15 protein-coding genes are annotated in these 23,495 nt (G+C 42.2%); 13 read left to right on the top strand and 2 right to left on the bottom strand.

The window, feature by feature from the left end; all coding sequences use genetic code 11:
• Nucleotides 1-24 precede the first annotated feature (24 nt).
• Entirely contained in the window at nucleotides 25-735 is a 711-nt protein-coding gene (locus Q0983_RS20955; protein ID WP_299557297.1) for a response regulator transcription factor, read from the bottom strand.
• Nucleotides 732-1,793 (bottom strand): sensor histidine kinase, encoded by a 1,062-nt coding sequence (locus Q0983_RS20950; RefSeq protein ID WP_299557295.1) that lies wholly within the window; start codon nucleotides 1,791-1,793, stop codon nucleotides 732-734. The genes Q0983_RS20955 and Q0983_RS20950 overlap by 4 nt, the downstream gene beginning before the upstream one ends.
• Nucleotides 1,794-1,917: 124 nt before the next feature.
• Here Q0983_RS20950 and Q0983_RS20945 point away from each other — a divergent pair, with 124 nt between their 5' ends.
• The 13 genes from Q0983_RS20945 (at nucleotide 1,918) to Q0983_RS20885 (ending at nucleotide 23,485) form a co-directional block, all read left to right on the top strand.
• Entirely contained in the window at nucleotides 1,918-4,182 is a 2,265-nt protein-coding gene (locus Q0983_RS20945; RefSeq protein WP_299557293.1) for a GH92 family glycosyl hydrolase, read from the top strand.
• Complete coding sequence (locus Q0983_RS20940) at nucleotides 4,179-6,056, top strand: sodium:solute symporter family protein (RefSeq protein WP_299557291.1); 1,878 nt, start codon at nucleotides 4,179-4,181, stop codon at nucleotides 6,054-6,056. The genes Q0983_RS20945 and Q0983_RS20940 overlap by 4 nt, the downstream gene beginning before the upstream one ends.
• A 47-nt stretch (nucleotides 6,057-6,103) precedes the next feature.
• The gene (locus tag Q0983_RS20935; protein WP_299557289.1) at nucleotides 6,104-7,060 is read left to right on the top strand and encodes a glycoside hydrolase family 130 protein; all 957 of its coding nucleotides are present in this window, start codon (nucleotides 6,104-6,106) and stop codon (nucleotides 7,058-7,060) included.
• 10 nt (nucleotides 7,061-7,070) lie between these two features.
• On the top strand, nucleotides 7,071-8,141 hold the full coding sequence (locus Q0983_RS20930; RefSeq protein WP_299557287.1) for a carbohydrate-binding family 9-like protein: 1,071 nt from the start codon (nucleotides 7,071-7,073) through the stop codon (nucleotides 8,139-8,141).
• Between the two features lie 10 nt (nucleotides 8,142-8,151).
• Nucleotides 8,152-9,261: a hypothetical protein gene (locus tag Q0983_RS20925; RefSeq protein ID WP_299557285.1), complete on the top strand. Its 1,110-nt coding sequence runs from the start codon at nucleotides 8,152-8,154 to the stop codon at nucleotides 9,259-9,261.
• An 8-nt stretch (nucleotides 9,262-9,269) separates the two neighbouring features.
• Nucleotides 9,270-11,507: a GH92 family glycosyl hydrolase gene (locus tag Q0983_RS20920; RefSeq protein ID WP_299557283.1), complete on the top strand. Its 2,238-nt coding sequence runs from the start codon at nucleotides 9,270-9,272 to the stop codon at nucleotides 11,505-11,507.
• 11 nt (nucleotides 11,508-11,518) lie between these two features.
• Entirely contained in the window at nucleotides 11,519-12,541 is a 1,023-nt protein-coding gene (locus Q0983_RS20915; protein ID WP_299557281.1) for a N(4)-(beta-N-acetylglucosaminyl)-L-asparaginase, read from the top strand.
• Nucleotides 12,542-12,679: 138 nt separating this feature from the next.
• Complete coding sequence (locus tag Q0983_RS20910) at nucleotides 12,680-15,031, top strand: GH92 family glycosyl hydrolase (RefSeq protein WP_299557279.1); 2,352 nt, start codon at nucleotides 12,680-12,682, stop codon at nucleotides 15,029-15,031.
• 85 nt (nucleotides 15,032-15,116) lie between these two features.
• Nucleotides 15,117-16,166, top strand: coding sequence for a Gfo/Idh/MocA family oxidoreductase (locus Q0983_RS20905; RefSeq protein WP_299557277.1), 1,050 nt, complete (start codon nucleotides 15,117-15,119; stop codon nucleotides 16,164-16,166).
• A 28-nt stretch (nucleotides 16,167-16,194) separates the two neighbouring features.
• A complete protein-coding gene (locus tag Q0983_RS20900) occupies nucleotides 16,195-17,370 on the top strand; it encodes a DUF5009 domain-containing protein (RefSeq protein WP_299557275.1) in 1,176 nt (391 codons plus the stop codon).
• A gap of 2 nt (nucleotides 17,371-17,372) precedes the next feature.
• Nucleotides 17,373-18,863: an alpha-L-fucosidase gene (locus Q0983_RS20895; RefSeq protein WP_299557273.1), complete on the top strand. Its 1,491-nt coding sequence runs from the start codon at nucleotides 17,373-17,375 to the stop codon at nucleotides 18,861-18,863.
• A 70-nt stretch (nucleotides 18,864-18,933) separates the two neighbouring features.
• Entirely contained in the window at nucleotides 18,934-21,123 is a 2,190-nt protein-coding gene (locus Q0983_RS20890; protein WP_299557496.1) for a GH92 family glycosyl hydrolase, read from the top strand.
• Nucleotides 21,124-21,229: 106 nt separating this feature from the next.
• A complete protein-coding gene (locus Q0983_RS20885; RefSeq protein WP_299557271.1) occupies nucleotides 21,230-23,485 on the top strand; it encodes a GH92 family glycosyl hydrolase in 2,256 nt (751 codons plus the stop codon).
• Nucleotides 23,486-23,495 lie beyond the last annotated feature (10 nt).

Genomic DNA, 23,495 nt, shown 5'->3' with positions numbered 1-23,495 from the left:
ATCTACGTATTGCAACTGAGGTGATCAGGTTGTGGAATTCAGGATTTTGCCCTTAACCTGATCGATGTAGGAACGCCCGATAACATAACGAAGTCCATCTATTTCAACACTGTTGCCTTCCACAGCTTCAATCTTATCAATAGCCACGGTATAGGAACGATGGATTCTAATGAAATTCCTGGCGGGTAATAAATTGGTGAAATCAGATAGCGTACTGTGCACAATATATTTCCCGGTGGTGGTGTTGATCTTCAAATAATCCTTTAAACATTCAATGATCAGGATCTCATCCAGGAAGATCTTTTTCATTTTCTTCTTGTCTATCTTAATGAACAGGTAGGGGCGTTCGTTAAGCTTATCCTGAGACGCTTTTTTAATGCCCAAACGACGATGCACCTTATTAAATGCCTTCATAAACCTGGGGAATTCAACCGGTTTAACCAGGTAATCCAGAACATCCAGTTCATAGGTTTCTATGGCATATTCATCATAAGCACTGGTGATAATGAGCAAAGGAGGGTTTTCCAGGCTTTTAATAAAACCAAGTCCGTCAAGCACAGGCATATTGATATCGAGAAAGATGACATCAACGCTGTTATTCTTTAGATAATTAAGCCCGTCTATGGCATTGTTAAAGGTATTTGACAACTCAGCATCGTCTATTTGCTCGAGGTAATTCTTAATAACATTTACCGCCAACGGTTCATCATCAATAATCAGGCATTTAATTTTCATGCTACTTTTATTTTCAGGTCTACAATGAATTGATCATCGTCTGTATTAAAAGTCAATTTATAATCGTTCTTTTTGTACCCCAGAGCAAGTCGCTTCTTTACATTTTCAATCCCGATACCGCTGGAACTTATCTTTTGACTTTGGTTGTTTTTACTTAGGGTCGGCTTCGGGTTAGAGATTGTAAAATAAAGAAAATCTTCTTGAACCATAAAATTAATATCGATTTTTACTTTACCAATATTTGCATTGGCTCCATGTTTAAAAGCATTTTCAACAAAAGATAACAGTAATATAGGGGCGATCTTTTTACCTCTGATGTCTCCGGAAATGGACATATTGACCTCTAATAATTCGCCATGACGTATGCGTTCAAGGTCGAGATAATTTTGAATACAGAGCACTTCCTTTTCTAAAGACTGACGCCGGTGCTTGGTCTCATAAAGCAGATAACGCATTAATTCCGATAGCTTGAGAATAATCTGAGGCGTTTTTTTCGACCTTTCAACTGCCAACGAATAAATATTATTTAGCGTATTAAAAAAGAAGTGCGGAGATATCTGCGCTTTTAGAAATAAGAGCTCGGTCTCTAACTGTGCCTTTTCCAGGTCGGTTACACGTTTATGCTCTTTCAAAAAATCAAGTGTGATCTTAATGGCGGTGACAAATGTTATCACATAAAGTTCACCGATCATCATATCAATGGTATAATTAAGCGTAATACGATTGATGACCTCCGGACCTTCAGGCCAGACATCTTCACTCACTAAAAAATAGGTGAGATTAAATTTAAGCAGCACCATTAAAAATATACAGGTTGGTAAAAGAATAACATACGAGAGGTACCGCTTCTTAAAAACCAATTTCGGCATCAATACATAAATATTGAGATAACACAAAACCATATGTATAGGAAAGCCCAATAAATTGGTTTGGAGTGAATACACGTAGTCGTTAAAATAGCTTCCCCAGCGAAACGTATTGAATAAAAAATAGACAGACCAGAAAATAACATGGTGAGACAGTGAGATTTGATATAACTTACTTGAATTAAATTTCATATTTAAAAGAACCGATTACTTCGTTTTTTGCCGTTTAGCTTCAATTACACGTTATCCGTCTAAATTTATTTTTCGTCCGACCAAAATTACAAATTTTTATAAACTAAATAGCCAGAGTAAGCGTATGAAGAACATTACCTTAATTTCATTACTGACCGTCCTTATGTTTAGTTGTAACCAGATTAACAGGGACAAGGAAGCCAATACAGACTTAATAACTGATTATGTAAATCCCTTTATAGGCACCGGCGGACACGGTCATACCTATCCCGGAGCAACTGTTCCGTTTGGCATGTTACAGGTAAGCCCCGTTAATGGTGTTGGAGGTTGGGACTGGAGTTCCGGTTATCATTATTCGGATTCTTTGCTAGTTGGGTTTTCACATTTGAATTTAAGTGGAACCGGTATAGGGGATCTAACCGATATATTGATCATACCGGTAAATAAAAAAGTGGATCTGACTGTAAAACCCGAGTCCAGAGATGACATAGCATACCGTTCCGTTTACAGCCATAGTCAGGAACAAGCTGCTCCGGGATATTATCAGGTGTACCTGAAGGACCATGATATTAATGTGGAGTTAACCTCTACACAGCGTACGGCTTTCCACAACTATACGTTTATGGAAGAAGATCCGAAATCGGTTGTTATGGATCTGGGATTTGCCATAAACTGGGACAGCCCTACACAGACGTCCATTAACATAGAGGACGAAAATACAGTGAGTGGCTATCGTTTCAGTAAAGGTTGGGCCCGGAACCAAAAGGTGTTCTTTGTAGTAGAATTTTCCAAACCTATAACTGGTTATAACCTCCACGCCAATCATGAACTATTAGATGAGAAACGCGTTGAAGCAGATAAAACCTCGGCGCAGTTGTTCTTTGGTGAAAATGAAGGCAATAATCTGGCAGTTAAAGTAGCCATATCTTCGGTAAGTATTGAAAATGCCAAAGAGAATCTCGATTATAAAAACCAATTCAACTTCGAACAGGTTAAAGCGGAAGCTCAGGAAGTATGGGAAGATCACTTATCGAAGATCCAGGTTGAAACAGATGTGGATTCCCTTAAGACTATATTCTATACTGCTTTATACCATACCATGTTAGCTCCGGTAACGTATAGCGATAAGAACGGCCAGTTCAGAAAAGAAAATGATAGTATTGTTACAGCTGACAATTATACCGCGTATTCAACCCTCTCGCTCTGGGATACATTCAGGGCTGAAAATCCGCTACTAACCTTACTCGAACCTGATAAAACTTCGGATATTATTAATTCCATGCTGGAATATTATAAAGGACGGGGTGTGCTTCCGGTTTGGACACTTTACGCCAATGAGACCAATACTATGACCGGTTATCATTCCATTCCCGTTATTGCAGAAGCTTATATTAAGGGCGTTCGGGGGTTTGATGCCAACATGGCTTTTGAAGCCATGAAAACCACCATGATGAATGATGACAGGGGACTCAATTTCTATAAAGAATATGGCTATATACCTTACAACCTTTTGGATGAATCGGTCACCATTACCTTGGAGTATGCTTTTGATGACTGGTGCGTGGCACAGATGGCAAAAGCACTTGGTAAAGAAGACGATTACAAGATGTTCCTGGAACGTTCTAAAGCCTATATACACCTGTTTGATCCCGAAAACGGATTTATGAGAGGAAAGGCAGATGATGGAAAAACCTGGAACACCCCTTTTGATCCCAAATATTCCAATCACCGGGAACATACCGATTATACCGAAGGGAATGCCTGGCAACATAGCTGGTTTGTACCACATGATACAAAGTCGTTCATTGATATGCATGGCAGCGAATCTATATTTACGCAGCGCCTGGAGCAGTTATTTACTGAATCTTCTGAAATTACAGGGGACAATATTTCTGCTGATATTTCCGGCCTTATCGGCCAGTATGCCCATGGTAATGAACCCAGTCACCATATAGCCTATTTGTTCAATCATGCCGGTAAACCCTGGCGTACACAGTATTGGACAAAGCATATTATGGATACCCAATACAATACCACGCCAAACGGACTGAGCGGTAATGAAGATTGCGGGCAGATGTCTGCCTGGTACGTATTTAGCGCCATGGGATTCTATCCTTTAAATCCTGCATCCGGACACTATGAGTTGGGGACTCCGCTTTTTAAAAGTGTTCAGATCAATATTCCGAATTCTGAAAAACAATTTAGTATTACAACCGAACATTTGAGTAACAAAAATATATACATCCAGGAAGCTACGTTAAATGGTGAAACACTCAAAGGTACATCCATTGCACATCAGGACATTCTGAATGGGGGCACATTGCATTTGGTTATGGGACCCGAACCTAACAAGAACTGGGGATTAATCAAAAACAGTGACACCGAATGAGTATCGTTGATACATCCATAATATTAGTATATCTGCTTCTCACGCTTTTCGTTGGAATATGGGTTTCTAAAAAGGCGTCCAAAGGACTTAAATCTTATTTCCTGGGAGGCAATAACATAAAATGGTATTTCCTTGGCTTGAGTAATGGCTCGGGGATGTTTGATGTCTCCGGAACCGCCTGGATGGTTGGTATTCTGTTCTTATACGGCGTGAAGAGTTTTATGTTCATGTGGCTCTGGCCTGTATGGAACCAGGTATTTATTATGATGTTTCTGGCCGTTTGGATTCGTCGGTCCAATATAATGACCGGTTCCGAGTGGATATTGACACGTTTCGGCAATGACCGCGCAGGAAGAGCTTCGCATATAATTGTGGCTATTTTTGCCATTGTATCCTCTATAGGTTTTATCGCTTACTTTTTTGAAGGTGTCGGGAAATTTATTGCCATTATTTTACCCTGGGACATGGCACTGCATTTGGGAGCCCAGCAACTTTTAACTTCCGAGCAATCCTACGCATTGATCATCATATTACTTACTACGATTTATACCATTAAAGGCGGTATGTTTTCTGTGGTGGCTACCGAAGTATTGCAGTACGGTATCATGTGTATTGCCGGCTTATTGGTTGCGGCCTATGTGTTTATCTCTATCAGTGATGTGGAGATCGGATCGGTCATTTCGGAAGAATGGAAGAATATCTTCTTTGGCTGGGAACTTGAAACACATTGGAGTGAAAAATATCAGGCCTTTAATGATCTGATCGATTCCGAAGGCTATAAGATGTTTGGTGCCTTTATAGGGATGACCTTGTTTAAAGGTTTTTTTGCAAGTATTGCAGGACCGGTGCCCAGTTTTGATCTACAGCGAATTCTATCGACAAAAACGGTAAAAGAAGCTGCTTATATGAGTGGCTTTACGAGCCTGATCCTATATATTCCTCGCTATTTGTTAATCGCTGCGGTGGTTGTTATTGCATTGGTTACCTTAAGTCCTGAAATGAACGGTGATGCCCTGCTTAGCGGAGAGGATTTAGAAATCTTATTGCCAAAAGTGATTAACTTTCATGTACCTATAGGTATTAAAGGACTTTTGCTGGCGGGATTACTCGCTGCTTTTATGTCTACCTTTTCAGCCTTTGTTAATGCCGGGCCGGCTTATATAGTCAACGATATTTATAAGAAATATTTTAAACCCGAAGCCACGCCCAGGCACTATGTAAAAGTGAGTCATTTGGCTTCTTTTCTGGTAGTAGGTATTGGTGTGTTCATGGGATTTTTTGCCAACTCTATCAACTCACTGACCCTGTGGATCACCAGTGCGCTATTTGGTGGTTATGTGGCTGCCAATTTCCTGAAATGGGTCTGGTGGCGCTTTAATGGATGGGGCTATTTCTGGGGCATGCTGGCAGGTCTTATAATTGCTACTTTGCAATTCATACTTGATCAGAACAAGGGAAACTTTATTGAAGGCAGTGCTTTGCATGAGTTATCACAATTACATGCTATTTATTTGTTCCCTATTATTTTTGGGGTATCACTCCTGGGATCCTTTTTAGGAACCTTTCTGAGTAAACCTACTGATATGACGGTGCTTAAATCGTTTTACAAAGATGTACGTCCCTGGGGATGGTGGCATACGATCTATAAAGAATTGAAAAAGGAAGACCCTTCCATTACAAAGAACCACGCTTTTTGGAAGGATATGATGAATTGTGTCATAGGTATTATTTGGCAGTCCAGTATGATCGTGTTGCCCATATATTTTGTAATAAGGGATTATAATAAAGCTATTATAGCCCTGATACTATTCATTATCACTTCGATAATTCTTAAATTTACATGGCTTGATAAGGTTAATAAAATACCGAATTAGGCAAACCATAATCAATAACTTAAATGATTGATAGTAAAATAATAACTATGCCCTGGCAGGAGAGGCCCGCCGGAAGTACGGATATCATGTGGCGGTATTCTGAAAACCCAATTATACGGAGGGACCAGATACCAACGTCCAATAGTATCTTTAATAGTGCAGTGGTACCCTTTGAAGATGGCTATGCAGGTGTTTTCAGGTGTGATAATAAGGCCGTGCAAATGAATATTTTTGCAGGATTCAGTAAGAATGGTATTGATTGGGAAATTGACCATGAACCAATCGTCATGCAGCCCGGGAATACCCAAATGATCCAATCGGATTACAAGTACGATCCACGTGTGGTTTTTATAGAAGACCGCTATTGGATCACCTGGTGTAATGGGTATCACGGCCCAACCATAGGTATTGGATACACCTTTGATTTTAAAACCTTTTACCAGTGTGAAAATGCCTTTCTTCCGTTTAACAGGAATGGCGTGTTGTTCCCTCAGAAGATAAACGGCAGATACGCCATGTTGAGCAGGCCCAGTGATAACGGGCATACGCCTTTCGGAGATATCTATATAAGTTATAGTCCTGATATGAAATATTGGGGTGAACACCGCTGTGTTATGAAGGTGACGCCGTTTGAGGACAGTGCGTGGCAGTCTACCAAAATAGGAGCGGGGCCCATTCCCATTTTAACAGATGAAGGCTGGCTGATGCTCTATCACGGTGTTATTAATACCTGTAACGGATTTCGCTATGCCATGGGAGCAGCCATTCTGGACAAAGATCAGCCGGAAAAGGTCAAATACAGAACACAACCCTATTTACTGGCACCACAGGTTGCCTATGAACAGGTGGGGGATGTGCCCAATGTGGTATTTCCCTGTGCAGCGTTACATGATATTAACCAAAACAGGTTATGCGTATACTATGGTGCTGCCGATACGGTTGTAGCTATGGCCTTTGGTTATTTGGACGAGATCGTGGTATTTACAAAAGAAAACAGTTTATAATTTTTAGAAGATGCAATTGAAGCTTAATTTCTGGATCGTTCTTTTGGGGTGTTTACCCGTACTCAGTTGTGCCCAGTCTGAGAACCCTGAGCCAAAATCCTATGTGGCTTACAAGACGGTCAAGCCGCTTGAGATTGATGGGATAGACAATGAACAGGCCTGGTCAAATGTTAGTTGGTCTACCAGCTTTATAGATATAGAAGGTGTTAAAACACCAAAATATCCTACCCATATGAAGATGTTATGGGATGATGACTATCTATATGTGTTGGCAAAAATGGAAGAGCCCCATGTGTGGGGGAATCTAAAACAGCGTGATACCATCATTTTCTATAATAACGACTTCGAACTCTTTATTGATCCGGATGGTGATACCCATAATTATTACGAAATTGAGATAAATGCTCTCAATACGGTCTGGGACCTGTTTATTACCAAGCCTTTTAGAGAAAAGGGTAACCCGATAAAACACGATTGGGACATCACAGGATTGAAGTCGGCAGTACATGTAGATGGCACTCTGAATAACCCAGCTGATGAAGACCAAAGCTGGACCCTTGAAATTGCTTTGCCATGGACTGCATTTAAAACAGGCTACTATCATAAGATTGAACCCGCAGGGACCTTCTGGAGAATTAATTTTTCGCGGGTGAATTGGCAACATAGTATTATCAATGGCAAATACCAGCGTAAAAAGGATGCTTCGGGACATTATTTAAGTGAGTATAATTGGGTATGGTCTCCACAGGGCGTGATCAACATGCATGTTCCTGAACATTGGGGCTATCTGTATTTTTCACCAAAACAGCCCGGAGATTCCGATCAGTTCAATATTCCGAATGATGAAAGGATCAAATGGTATCTGTACGAATACTATCGAGCTCAAAAAGCCCATAAGGAAACCCATAAGGCCTGGGCTGAAAGCCTGGATTTGTTACAGGTTAAAGACCGGGTACTGGACGGACACACCATTAAACCCACATTAGAAAACCATAGTACAGGGTGGAACATAACCGTTAAAAGCCCTTTTACACAACGTACCCTGATTGTAAAAGAAGACGGCAAGTTTATATCTAAATAAAAATTATATCATGATGATCAAACGCATTTTATGTTTATTAATACTTTGTAGTATTGTAGCCTGTTCAGGTAAAGTGAAAAAAGAACAGCTTGAGAAGACCGAAGAACAAAAACCAACCTTTGAATTTGGAGTCTGGACTACTGCCGATGCTGACAAATCGGATGCCGATTATACGGCCGAATTCAAAAAATATGCACAAGCGGGGATGGATGAGGTTTTAATAAATACCAATACCGATCCCGTAATCTTAAGCAGAATTACACCTCTGGCTAAAGCCGAAGGTCTTCGCGTTCATGCCTGGATCATGACCATGAACCGCCCGGGAGATTCCATTGCCTTACAACATCCCGAATGGTACGCAGTAAGTAAAGAAGGTAAATCCTGTTTTGATACAAGGCCCTATGTAGATTACTATCAGTGGCTTTGCCCGAACCGGGAGGCTTCAAGAAACCATATACTGGGTTTGGTAGAAGGGCTGGCCAAAGTGGAAGGCATAGAGAGTGTACATCTGGATTATATCAGGTATGTTGATATTTTCCTGCCTATAGGGTTGTTGCCCAAGTATAATCTGGTACAGGATGAAGAACTCCCGGAATATGATTTTTGCTATTGTGATGCTTGTGTAAGTGCATTTGAAGCCAAGCACCATAAGGATATTCGGGCCAGTACCAATACAGCCATTGATATGGAATGGAAACAGTTTCGATTGAACAGTGTGAAGCGTATGGTGGATGATGCTTATGATATTGCCCATAAACATGGGAAGATCTTAACCGCTGCTGTATTTCCTTACCCCGAAATGGCCGATCATATGGTTAGGCAACGCTGGGATAAATGGGATATTGATGAGGTGTATCCTATGATCTACCACGGGTTCTACAATGAAGAGATCGATTGGATAGGGTTCGCAACAAAGCAAGGTGTAAGTGATGTTGAGGGTAGGTCTATAGGGCTTAACACCGGGTTGTATCTACCGCCGTTCCAATCGGCTGCCGAATTGAAAGAAGCCATCTTTCAGGCTAAAGACAATGGAGCTAAAGGCGTTACCTTTTTTGACGGTAATGCCCTGACCGAAGATTACCTGAATGTGATCAAAGAGACGAAAGCACAATTACACTAAGATAGACCATGAAAACTTACGGTTGGAGCTTGATATGCCTCATGATTTTTGTTTTTGGCTGCCAACAGGAAAGAGAACAGTTATCATTTACCCAATATGTAAACCCATTTATCGGGACTGATGGTCCGGGAAACACTTATCCCGGAGCTACAGTACCTTTTGGGATGGTACAACTGAGCCCCGATATAGGTATTCCCGGCTGGGACCGGATAGCCGGTTATTATTATCAGGATTCCATTATTTCCGGGTTTTCTCATATGCATCTCACAGGTACAGGGGCAGGAGATCTTTATGATATATTGGTCATGCCCACCAATAGTCGGTTTTCAAAACGGATTGAAGCCAATAATTTTAAGCCGTTTTCAAAGTATTCTCATGACCGTGAAGCCGCTAAACCGGGCTATTATACTGTTGATTTACTGGATTACGGGATTAAAGCAGAACTTACGGCAACCCGAAGAACCGGCATTCACAGATACACCTTTCCTGAAGATAAGGCCTCGCAGCTACATATTGATTTGGGCTATGCCCTGAATTGGGACCGTCCTACCGATACGCATATTAAAGTAGTTAATGACAGTACGGTGGAAGGCTACAGGAAATCCACCGGTTGGGCCAGAGACCAACGCGTGTATTTTGTAATGCGATTTTCAAAACCGTTTGAGTCCTACCGCTTGTACAATGGGGATTCCCTGAATACCGGTCAGGTCAGGGGAGAAGATACCAGGCTCATATTAGATTATAACACGGTAGAAAATGAGCAGATCATTTTAAAAGTGGGGTTGTCTACAGCTAACATTGAAGGTGCATACAGGTCTTTGGATACCGAAGCACCCGGGTTTGATTTTGATAAGTTCCGTCATCTGGCAAATGCCGACTGGGAATCCGAACTTGGAAAAGTACATATTAAAACGGCAGATGCTTCCAAAAAGAATATCTTTTATACCATGATGTATCAGTCCATGTTAGCACCTACCTTATTAAGTGATCCCAATGGTAATTATAAGGGGGCCAACGATTCCATAATGCATGTGACGAATTATGAGCGTTATGATACATTTTCACTTTGGGACACGTTTCGGGCTGCTCATCCCCTGTACACCTTGTTGCATCCGGAACGAAGCGGACAGATGATTGCTTCATTATTAGCGCATTATAAGGAAACCGGATTATTACCGGTTTGGTCCATGCAGGGAAACGAAACCAATATGATGATAGGCTATCACGCTATCCCCGTCATTGTAGATGCGCATTTTAAAAAAATAGGCGGGTTTGATACTGAGCTGGCTTACGAAGCCTGTAGAGCAAGTGCCATGGATAACGCCAGGCAAATAGATACATACAAAGCCTTGGGATATGTACCCGTAGATGGTCATCACGAAAATTGGTCGGTTTCAAAAACACTGGAATACGCATATGACGATTGGTGTTTGGCACAATTTGCCAAAGACCTGGGAAAGACAGAAGATTATCATTATTTTTTGGGACGTTCGGAAAACTGGCGACACGTATACGATCCCCAAAGCAAATTTATGAGGCCTAAATTGAAGGATGGAACGTTTGTAACCAACTTTATTCCTAAGGAATATACGCCATATTTTTGTGAGAGTAATGCCTGGCAATATTTTTGGTACGTACCGCAAAATATGGAAGGGCTTATTGAAGCTTCGGGAGGCGATGCACTATTTGAAAAGAAGCTGGATTCCATGTTTACCCTGGATCCGCTTCCAGAGGATAAACTACCTATTTTCAGTACAGGAATGATTGGGCAATATGCCCATGGCAATGAGCCCAGCCATCATGTAGGGTATTTATATAATTACGTTTCCAAACCCTGGAAAACTCAGAAGATGATCAGGCGTATTCTGGAAACACAGTATAAAAACACACCCGATGGCCATTGCGGTAACGAAGACTGTGGGCAGATGTCTTCCTGGTATATTTTTGGTGCCATGGGATTCTATCCGGTCAATCCCGCTCAGGGTGCTTATGCTTTCGGATCGCCTTTGTTTGATTATGTGAAGCTTCAATTGGAAAATGGAAATAGCTTTGAAATAGAATGCCTGAATAACACAAAGGGTAATATGTATATACAGTCCATAAGTCTTAACGGGAAACCTTTATTGCGAAATTTTATCACTCATAAAGAAATTATGAATGGTGGCAAGCTTGTTTTTACCATGGGAGACTCACCGGATAAAAGTACGGTTTATAGGCCGTTGCGTAGTGGAGAAATTTACAATTAAAACGAGATAACATGTCACACAGACGAGATTTTATAAAGACAGCAGCTTTGGGAACCTTGGGTTTAAGTACGGTCTATAGTTGTAAGCAGGCCGCAAATGAGCCGTCCGGAACTCCTGTCCCTGTTAGTTCTTTAACCGGTAAAGTGCCTTTAGTAATTTCAACCTGGAACTTCGGACTGGCAGCCAATGAAGTGGCCTGGGAGGTTCTTATGAGTGGTGGTTCCGGTCTGGATGCCGTAGAAGCCGGGGTGAGAGTTCCGGAAGGGGACCCAAAAGAACGCAGTGTAGGTTATGGCGGATTACCGGACCGGGAAGGCAACGTTACTCTTGATGCCTGTATTATGGACAAGAACAGTGATTGCGGAGCTGTATCCTTTATACAGGGGATAAAACATCCCATCTCGGTAGCCAGGAAAGTGCTTGAAGATACACCTCATGTCATGCTTTCAGGTAAAGGCGCTCTGGATTTTGCCTTGTCCAAAGGCTTTGTGAAAGAGAATCTTCTAACCCCTGAGTCGGAAAAAGACTGGAAGGCCTGGCTGGAAAAATCCAAATACAACCCTGTTATCAATATTGAAAATCATGATACAATCAGTATGTTGATCCTGGATAGTTCCGGCGATCTATGGGGCGCCTGTACAACCAGTGGTATGGCCTGGAAGATGCATGGCCGTGTAGGTGATTCCCCTATCATTGGTGCCGGATTATTTCTGGACAATGAGGTAGGAGCTGCGGCCGCTACCGGACTGGGCGAAGCCATTATTCGGACAGCAGGAGCGGCTATGGTGGTTGAATTAATGCGTCACGGGAGATCACCTTTGGAAGCCTGTAAGGAAGTTGTAGATCGCATCCATAAAAAACATGTTGGGCATCCGGATATGGAGTATTTGCAAACCGGGTTTATTGCCGTGAATAAACAGGGTGATTATGCCGGATATAGTTTGCGCTCCGGATTCAATTACGCTGTTTGCGACAATACGGAAAAGGGCAACAGATTGGAAGATGCCCCGTTTAAAATGGCCTGGAGTTCCTAAAAAAATAAATTAGCAGGTTCAGCATTGTTATTCGTCGAAAAAATGCCGTTGCAAGCATAATATATCCCAAATTTATGGAATGATACTAAATTGCATAAGTTATTAAGTAATTCTAATATGAATCAGGCACGTTTTCTCATGAGTAGACAATTTTTAAATAAGGTCATAAACAAAGCCATCATACTGGTAGTGGTGATTTGTTTTTGTTCGTGTAAGCAGGATGTAGTTATTTCAAAGCATGAGGCAGTGTCCCTGGTAGATTATGTCAATCCCTTAATGGGAACGGATTCTTCGTTTGAGCTTTCCAACGGCAATACTTACCCGGCCATTGCAATGCCGTGGGGCATGAATTTCTGGACACCCATGACTTCCAAAATGGGGGACGGGTGGACCTATAATTACGATGATAATAAAATACGGGGCATCAAGCAGACTCATCAGCCCAGTCCCTGGATCAATGACTATGCTGCCTTTTCTCTAATGCCCGTAACGGGTGCCCTGAAGTTTCAGGAAGACGAGCGTGCCTCCTGGTTTTCTCATAAATCGGAGGTTGTGAAACCACATTACTACAGTGTGTACCTGGCTGATTATGACGTGGTAGCTGAAGTAAGCCCTGCAGAACGGGCTGCCCATTTCAAGTTTACCTTTCCGGAGTCCCGGAGCGCTTACATTTTGCTGGATGCGTTTTTCAAGGGGTCCATGGTTAAGATTATTCCCGAAGAGAGAAAGATCATAGGATACTGCCGAAATAACAACGGTGGTGTTCCCGATAATTTTCATAATTATTTTGTAGCAGAATTTGATAAGGATTTTGAGATCACCCATACTTGGTCCGACGAATGGACACTTCTGGAGGATAGTCTGGAAAGTATGGGAGACCATGTGGGGGCCGTCATTGGATTTCAGACAAAAAGAGGAGAAGCTGTTCACGTAAAAGTGGCCTCTTCCTTTATCAGTCATGAACAAGCTCATATCAACCTGACCAGGGAAATAGGAACAGATTCATTTGAACAAACACGGGCTAAAGCCAAAAATGCCTGGGAAGCAGAACTTGGCAGGATTCGTATTGAAGATGATAATATTGATAATATCAGAACCTTTTATTCCTGTTTGTATCGCGTCTTATTATTTCCAAGGAAGTTATATGAGTTCAACGGGAACAATGAGATGGTTCATTACAGCCCTTATAACGGTGAAGTGTTGCCCGGTTATATGTTTACCGATAACGGATTTTGGGATACCTTTCGGGCTGTTTTTCCCTTTTTCAATATGATGTATCCCGAGCTGAATGCTCAGATCATGAAAGGCCTGGAGAACACCTACAAAGAATCGGGGTGGTTACCGGAATGGGCCAGTCCCGGGCATCGCGATTGTATGATAGGGTCTAATTCGTCGCCAATCATTGCGGATGCCTTCTTAAAAGGGATTGATCTGAATGACACGGATCTCCTGTTGGAAGCTATGGTAAAGAATGCTACCACTTCTGAAGGACGCCCTTTAGCCAATGGTAAGGTGATAAAATCCGTAGGGCGTGAAGGCGTCGAATATTATAACACGCTGGGGTACGTACCTTATGACGTGGGCATCCATGAAAATGCCGCCCGGACCCTGGAATATGCCTTTGCAGATTTTACTATTGCCCGTATGGCTGAAAAACTGGGTAAATCGGAATTGGCAGAGACCTTCTATAAACGCTCCATGAATTACAAGCATTTATTTGACCCTTCAACCAAATGGATGCGTGGTAAGAATAAAGACGGCAGTTTTCAAAGTCCGTTCAATCCCTTAAAATGGGGAGATGCCTTTACAGAGGGCAATAGCATTCACTATACATGGTCCGTATTTCATGATATCCAGGGACTGATAGATTTGATGGGAGGCAAAGAAGCTTTTGTAGATAGGTTGGATTCCGTATTTACCATGCCACCACATTTTGATCATTCCTACTATGGGTTTACCATACATGAAATAAGAGAAATGCAAATTATGAACATGGGGAATTATGCACATGGCAATCAGCCCATTCAGCATATGATCTACCTTTATAATTATGCAAATGCCTCCTATAAAGCTCAGGAGAAGATTCGTAAAGTACTTACCAAATTATATGCACCTACACCGGATGGTTATTGTGGTGATGAGGATAACGGGCAGACCTCGGCCTGGTATGTGTTTAGTTCACTGGGCTTTTATCCCGTAACCCCTGGTGTCGATCAGTACGTAATAGGAAGTCCGCTTTTTAAGAAGGCGACGATCCATTTGGAAAATGGCAATACTTTTGAAATACTGGCACCCGATAACAACCGGAAGAATTACTATATTGATGCCATGCAGCTAAACAGTAAGGCATACAACAAACGATATCTTGATTTTGATGCCATTCAAAAAGGCGGAAAGTTGTATTTTAAAATGGATGATAAACCCAATATCAATGCCGAAAAAGAAGCAGAAGCCCCATATTCACTGAGTCAGACAATCAATAAAAATTGACATTAGTATTATAAATAATTTTTTAAGTATGGGAAAGCGAGGGTTACATATACTATATTTCATAATAATTACTTTTCATACACTTATGTTGCACAGCCAGACAAATCAGGATCAGGTACGTATGGCAGTAATTGGCCTGTCCCATGATCATGTACATTGGATTTTGGGAAAACTTGAAAGCCAGGAAATAAAGGTAATAGGGATCGTTGAGGCAAACAAGGCCCTGGCGAAGCGCTATTCCGATCAATATGGCTATCCGATGGCTATGGTATATGATAGCATGGAAGCCCTGATAGCAGCCGCCAAACCCGAAGCCGTTGCTGCATTTGGGCCAATAGATGAACATTTAGAGGTAGTTGAGACCTTTGCACCCTTAGGGATTCACGTTATGGTTGAAAAACCGCTGGCTGTAAGCCTAGAGCATGCTAAAAAAATGGAAGCCCTGGCAAAAACCCATAAGATTCATTTGATTACCAATTACGAGACCACCTGGTATGCTTCTAACCATAAAGCTCATAAGATGATCCAAAACGGAGTTGTCGGAGATCTACGCAAAGTGGTTGTTCATGATGGGCATAAAGGGCCCTCTGAGATTGGGGTTAGTAAAGAGTTCCTGAGTTGGCTAACAGATCCCGATAGAAACGGAGGCGGAGCCCTGACGGATTTTGGCTGCTATGGAGTCAATCTGATCACATGGTTAAATGGAGGGGAAAGGCCGGAATCGGTTACAGCGATAACACAAACTATGAAACCGGATGTATATCCAAAAGTTGACGATGAAGCCACCATTATCCTAAGGTATCCCAAATTGCAGGGTATAGTGCAGGCCTCATGGAATTGGCCCATATCAAGAAAAGATATGGAGGTTTATGGGGTGTCCGGATATGTTATCTGTGAAAATAGGACGGATATAAAGTACAGATTAAGTGAGCGTACTTTGGAAGCACAGGAGTCCTTGAAAGAGCGACAATATCCTTATAACGACCCTTTTGCTTTTTTTGCAGCAGTTGTAAATGGTGAAATAACACTCGCGCCCTATGATCTGTCATCTTTGGAAAACAATATGATCGTCATGGAGGTTTTGGAAGCTGCAAAAGAAAGTGCCGCAACAGGAAAAACGATAAAACTCAAATAGTAGGCCTTCTGTTACCAAACGTTTCATAATGACAAGAATAATAGCAATAGACATCCTTAGGGCTTTAACCATGTTCTTAATGATCTGGGTAAACGATTTCTTCACTCTTACAGAGGTGCCAAAGTGGTTGGAACATGCGTCGGCTACAGAGGACTACTTAGGGTTTTCTGATGTCATATTTCCACTGTTCTTATTTATTGTTGGATTAAGTATTCCCTTTGCGATCCGAAACCGGAAGGCATCCGGAAGTTCGGATTATATCATTGGCAGGCATATTGTGATCAGGTCTTTATCCCTGCTTCTTATAGGTGTGTTTATGGTAAACTATGAAACCGCACATCATGAAAGTATAGCCGGAGGTAAATATTTGTGGGGACTCCTTATGGCTACAGCTGTGATGCTCCTCTGGATGAACTGGAAAAAAAGTCCGCTTACAAAAAAACAATACGTCCTGGCCAGGCTGACGGGGCTTTTGTTACTGATCATTCTCGTATTCCTGTATCGTGGCGGTGATGACGGTTCCATGGGTATGAGAACTCATTGGTGGGGCATACTTGGTCTTATAGGTTGGGCCTATCTTGTAAATGCCCTGGTGCATCTTTGGTCAAAAGGAAATTGGATCCTGGTAATTCTCATGTTTGTAATTTTTAACGGACTGGCTGTTTTAAGCCATTCCGGAATATTACAGCAACCTACGGGCATGCTTAGTTATTTTTCAGTCATTTACCAGGGAAGTATTCCGGCTTTTACGGCTGCTGGTGTTTTAGCGGGAATGATTATGGATCAACAATCGAACAGGCCTCACTTAGCCACCGTTTTAATACTGGTATTACTGGGTCTTGGTTGCCTGGTCTATGGCATAGCATTTAAACCCATTTGGGGGATATCGAAAATTCAGGCAACACCGGCCTGGGTAGGGATCTGTACGGGGATTGGATTCCTTATGACCGCCATACTTTACATTATTTCGGATATGATGAGGCAAACAAACTGGGCCAAAATAATAATGCCCGCGGGGACAGCGACCTTAACCTGTTATATGATCCCCTATTTCGTGTATCCGTTACGAGAGATGATTCCTTTCAGGTTGCCGCAGGAGCTCAATCGGGGCTTTGTAGGGCTTCTGGTGTCGCTGGGGTTTGCACTAGGAGTTGTACTATTTACAGGTTGGATGGAACGTAAAAATTATAAATTAAAGATATAGATATGATCACAGCAAAAAAAACATGGTTACTATTAATGGTAATAATTTCGGTAAATGCCTTTTCACAGGCCATTTATGAAGACGAACGTTATGTCCCCGAAACCGACCCTCTGGTTTTGGAGAAACTTGAGGCATGGCAGGATCTGAAATTCGGGTTGTTGATGCACTGGGGAACCTACAGCCAATGGGGTATTGTAGAGTCCTGGTCGCTTTGCCCTGAGGATTATGACTGGAGTCAGCGTAAGGCTGGGTCAAATGCAGGGAATTATTATGATTACAAACGGGAATACGAAGGGTTAAAAAAGACCTTTAATCCCGTTAAATTCAATCCTGAAAAATGGTCGAAAGCAGCAAAAGACGCCGGTATGAAGTATATGGTTTTTACCACTAAGCACCATGATGGCTTTTCCATGTTCGATTCAAAATATACAGATTATAAGGTAACCAGTGATGACTGTGCCTTTGGTTCCAATCCCAGGTCTAATATAACCAAAGAATTGTTTGACACCTTCAGAGCAGAGGGCTTTTGGGTAGGGGCCTATTTTTCAAAACCGGACTGGCATCACCCAAGTTACTGGGATCCTTATTTTCCACCACAGGACCGTAATGTAAATTACGATCCCGCGATCTATCCGGAGAAATGGCAAAAGTTTGTTGATTTTACCCATAATCAGATCCTGGAACTAATGACCGATTATGGAAAGGTTGATATTCTATGGCTGGATGGTGGCTGGGTAGCCAAAAAGACACCCGAAGAAATAAAGGCCGAGTATATAGGGAAACACAAAGAAGCCGGAGCTAACGGATTTCTAAAGAACAGAATTGTAAATCAGGATATAAAAATGGATGACCTGGTGGTCAAGGCTCGTAAAAAGCAACCCGGATTAATTGTGGTCGACAGAGCTGTACATGGAAAGAACCAAAACTATTTAACCCCAGAGAACAGGGTTCCTGAAAAAATGTTGCCCTATCCTTGGGAGTCCAATATCATTTCCGGAGGCGGGTGGTCACATACCAGGGATGCTGTGTATATGGGGCATCGGGAAGCCATACATATGCTTATAGACATCGTGGCCAAAGGTGGTAATTTGTTGTTGAATGTGGCACCGGGACCTGATGGCGCTTGGCAACAAGGAGCTTATGACCTGCTGGAGGCTTATGGTGACTGGATGAAAGTTAATGATAAGGCCATTTACGGAACGAAACCGATAGCGCCGTATAAAGAAAATAATATCTGTTTTACCCGGGACAAAGCAGGTAGTGTTTACCTTCTATATTTGGCAGCAGAGCATGAGAATAGTATGCCCAAAGAGATCATTGTAAAGTCGTTACTACCAAAACGCGGTTCAAAGGTCCTTATGCTGGGAACCAATAAACGACTTAAATGGAAGAAGCTTGATGAAGGGTTTAAAATAGAAATACCGGAAGGCTTGCAGGCAAACCCGGGATCAAAATATGCCTGGGTTTTCAAAATTGATGCTATAGATGAATAATAAAGGCTCCCAAAGATATTTAAAGTTCATGTTAAACGACTGTATAAATCATTTGGTTGTAGGGGTTACAATGCTTGTATGTCTGGGAGTTCATAGTCAGGAACCGGTAGATTATGTCAATCCGTTTATAGGGACTTCCAACTTTGGAGCTACCTATCCCGGTCCGGTGGCTCCAAGAGGAATGGCCAGTATCAGTCCGTTTAATGTGTCAGGGCCACAAAATACCCTGGAAAAAGATAGTAGATGGCTATCCAATCCCTATGTCTTTGAAAATAGTTTTTTAACCGGATTTAGTCAAGTGAACTTAAGTGGTGTAGGATGCCCGGATCTGGGTGTTTTATTGCTCATGCCTACAACAGGAGATCTTGAAACCGATCACCTTAAATATGGATCTTCCTATTCCAAAGAGGAGGCTAAAACAGCATATTACTCCTGCCATATAGATAAGTATGATATTAAGGCAGAATGTACTGCCTCTGAGCGTGTTGGCGTAAGTCGTTTTACGTTTCCCAAAGGAGAGTCAAATATCCTGTTGAATCTCGGATTGGGATTAACAAATGAACAGGGAGCCAGTTTACGGGTGGTCTCGGATACGGAAATTGAAGGGCTTCGCTCGATAGGATCGTTTTGTTACAACAGCCCTGAAGATGCTTACCCGGTATATTTTGTAGCCAGGTTTTCCAAGTCGGCCAATACTTTTGGAGCCTGGAAAAAACCTGCTAAATATGACGGGGTGGAAGCCCAATGGATGGGGTATAATGGTAAAACACGTATCATGGAGAACGCCACAAGAACGATTGTTGGAGATAGTATTGGTGCCTACATGACCTATAAGTTTGATAAACGGGAAACCGTAGAGGTTAAAGTAGCCATTTCTTATGTGAGTATAGAGAACGCTCGAAAAAATCTTGAAGCAGAAGCTCAGGATAAATCCTTTGACAACATTTACCGGGACACTTTTGAATCGTGGAATCGCTTGCTATCAAGAATACGTGTGGAGGGTGGATCCCAGGATGACAAGACCATTTTTTATACAGGGCTTTACCATACATTGATCCATCCCAATATTTTAAATGATGTCAACGGAGAGTTTCCCGAGATCAAAACTGGAAAGATCGGGAAAACTACAGGGACGCGATACACCGTATTTTCGCTTTGGGATACCTACCGCAATTACCACCAATTGATGTCACTGGTATATCCGGAACAGCAAATACAAATGGTACAAAGTATGATAGCCATGTACGATGAAAACGGCTGGTTACCCAAGTGGGAATTGAACTCTACAGAGACCTTTACCATGGTAGGTGACCCTGCGGCCATTGTCATTACCGATACCTATTTAAAAGGACTTCGGGATTTTGATGTTGATAAGGCCTATAAAGGCATGCTCAAGAGTGCAGAACAATTAGAGGATAATCCGCTTCGTCCGGGCCTTAAGGACTATATAGAAAAAGGCTATGTCACAACTAATCATAAAGGGCCGGTCTCAACTACACAGGAGTATAATGCTGCCGATCATGCTATTGCACTTTTGGCTGGAGCATTGGGTAAGACCGGAGATCAAAAGCGATTCGAAAAACGGGCATTGTCTTACCGACATCTTTTTGATGCAGACCTGGATCTTTTAAGGCCTAAAAATGCAGATGGTTCATGGTACGAACCGTTTGATCCGTTCTCAGGAGCCAATTTTGAAGAAAATGTAGGGTTTATAGAAGGCAATGCCTGGCAATACGCCTTTATGGTCCCCCATGACATTAAGGGACTTATGAAGCTCATGGGCGGACGTAACGCATTTAGCCTGCAGTTGCAAAAGGTATTTGATACGGATCAGTTCGATATGGCCAATGAACCGGACATTGCTTACCCTTATCTCTTTAATTATGTGAAGGGAGAAGCCTGGAGGACACAACAAACGGTAAGGGCTTTGGTGGCAAAATATTTTCAGAACAAACCCGCCGGTCTCCCGGGGAATGATGATACCGGAACTATGTCGGCCTGGTTGGTGTACAGCATGATGGGATTTTATCCCATAACACCCGGAGCACCAATATATACCCTTTCGGCTCCCATGTTTGATAAAGTTACCATTCAGTTGGATACAACATATTATAAACATAAAGAACTGGTCATAGAACGGACCGGACAACCGGATGGGCATATTCGTAAGATGTATCTTGGCGGTAAACCCTACAAAAGTTATTTTGTTGATCATGCCGATTTGGTTGATAGCCAAACTCTAAAAATGGTTTTAGAGTAAAGCCGGGTTATTTGTCTAAGCCCACATGTTGTCCGTCGAATACTTTTCCGGGTCGATATTGAAATAACTTATTTGGGAAAGATTAAATACTTCCGGATATATAGAAATGAAACGATTTTATACCTTGATGCTATGTGCTCTGGTACTCTGCTGTAACCAGGGGATTTCACCGGAGAAAGAAGAAACTGGTTTGTTGGTAGATCTGGTGAATGTATATATAGGCACAACGGGAGAACATATAAGTGAGTATGGCGGTATGATTCCCGGAGTGACCATGCCGTTTGGAATGACCCAATGGTCTCCGATGACCCAGGAGAATCGTATCAGCCAGGCCTGTTACCGCTATGATCACGATACCATCATTGGGTTTACCGGAACTCATCAGCCTGCCATTTGGATGGGCGATTATGGCTTCATCTCCTTGATGCCGCAAACGGGTGATTTAAAAGTAACCCCTAATCAAAGAGGCTTACCGTTTAAGCATGAAGATGAAATAGCTACACCCTATTTTTATTCGGTTAAAATGGAAGATAAGCAGGCAGCTATTGAAACAGAAATCACTGCTTCCACCAGGTGTGGGTTCTTTAAATTTAAGTACGACCGTACTGAATCCCCGGGCTTGATGATAGAAATGTCCCGGTTGGAAGCATCGGATGGTTTTGTAAAAATAGATACGGACAATAATGAGATTATTGGATATAACCCGGACCGCCACAATTTGGTCTATGAGGATAAAATGGGTCCTGACCTGGAGCATTTTAAAGGCTATTTTGTGTTAAAATTTGATGTCGGTTTCGATACATTCGGTACCTGGATGGATAGTGCTGAAGGCGTTGAAACTTTCAATTCCAAAAAAGAACAGTCAGGAGCTAAGATTGGTGCCTACGTCAAATTTTTAGCCAAACCGGAGACTACCGTAAAAGTAAAAATAGCAAGTTCGTTCATTAGTATCGAACAGGCAAGACAAAACCTGGAACAAGAAATTCCGGATTGGGACTTTGATGCTGTTAAGGAACATAACAAAAGAACCTGGGAAGATTATCTGGGCCGGATCGCTATTGAAGGCGGGACACATGATCAGCAGGTGAATTTTTATACCGCTATGTACCATGCCCTGCTTTACCCAAGAATATTCTCGGAATACGGTTCGTATTACAGTGCCTTTGATGATACGATTCATCAGGGTATATCCTATAACGATTATTCCTTATGGGATACCTTTAGAGCGTTGCACCCGCTACTGTTGTTTACGGCTCCGGAGCATGTAGATCCAATGATCCGTTCTCTTTTACAAATGTATGATGAAGGGGGATGGATGCCCAAATGGCCAAACCCGTCCTATACGAATATCATGATCGGTACACATGCCGATGCCGTGATTGCGGATGCCTATGTAAAAGGATTCCGTGATTTTGATGTGAACAAAGCCTACGAGGCCATGTATAAGAATGCCATGACCCCTCCCGATGGCGACCGGAACAAACTATGGGCGGACAGAGCCGACTGGACATCCTATGAAGCCCGGGGAGGATTATCATGGTATAAGCAATTGGGGTATGTTCCGGCAGATAGAACCAAGGAGTCCGTATCCAGGACTCTGGAATTTGCCTATGATGATTTTTGCGTAGCTCAAATGGCACAGGCCCTGGGAAAATATGAAGATCAGAACATGTTTATGCTTCGGAGCAAGAATTACAAAAACCTTTATAATCCACAAAGTGGTTTTATGCAGGCCAGGCTGGCCAACGGAACATTTTATCCGGGAGACCCCAAAGATTTTAAGGCCTTTACAGAAGGCAGCCCCTGGACCTATTTGTTTTGTGCCATGCAGGATGTGGATGGCCTGATAAATACCATGGGAGGCAAAGAAGCCTTTGCAAAAAAACTGGATGAGAATTTTGATCTGGGCCATTACAGGCATGATAATGAGCCCGGCCATCATTATGCCTATTTATATAATTACTGCGATCAAGCTTGGAAAACACAGGAAAAGATCAGGGCGATTTTGCATGATAACTATAAGAATCAACCCGATGGCTTAAGTGGTAACGATGATTGTGGACAAATGTCCGCCTGGTATATTTTTAGTAGTATGGGGTTTTACCCGGTTACACCGGGAAGTGATAGCTATGCCATTGGCACACCGCTATTCGAAAAAACGACGATTAAGCTTGGTGAACCCTATAAACAGAAAACGTTTACCATATTGGCAAATAATGTATCTGATAAAAACAAATATATCAAATCGGCTACATTGGATGGCAGGGTATTAAAACATCCGTTCATTAAGCATTCCGATATCGTTAACGGCGAACATTTAATATTTGAAATGGACAGTATTCCCCATATGAATTGGAAATAATATCTTTAGG

This window comes from Seonamhaeicola sp. (assembly GCF_028281565.1).
Lineage (GTDB): Bacteria > Bacteroidota > Bacteroidia > Flavobacteriales > Flavobacteriaceae > Seonamhaeicola.
Note: the sequence above shows the minus strand (reverse complement) of the source record. Positions and strands in the feature narration are given on the sequence as shown.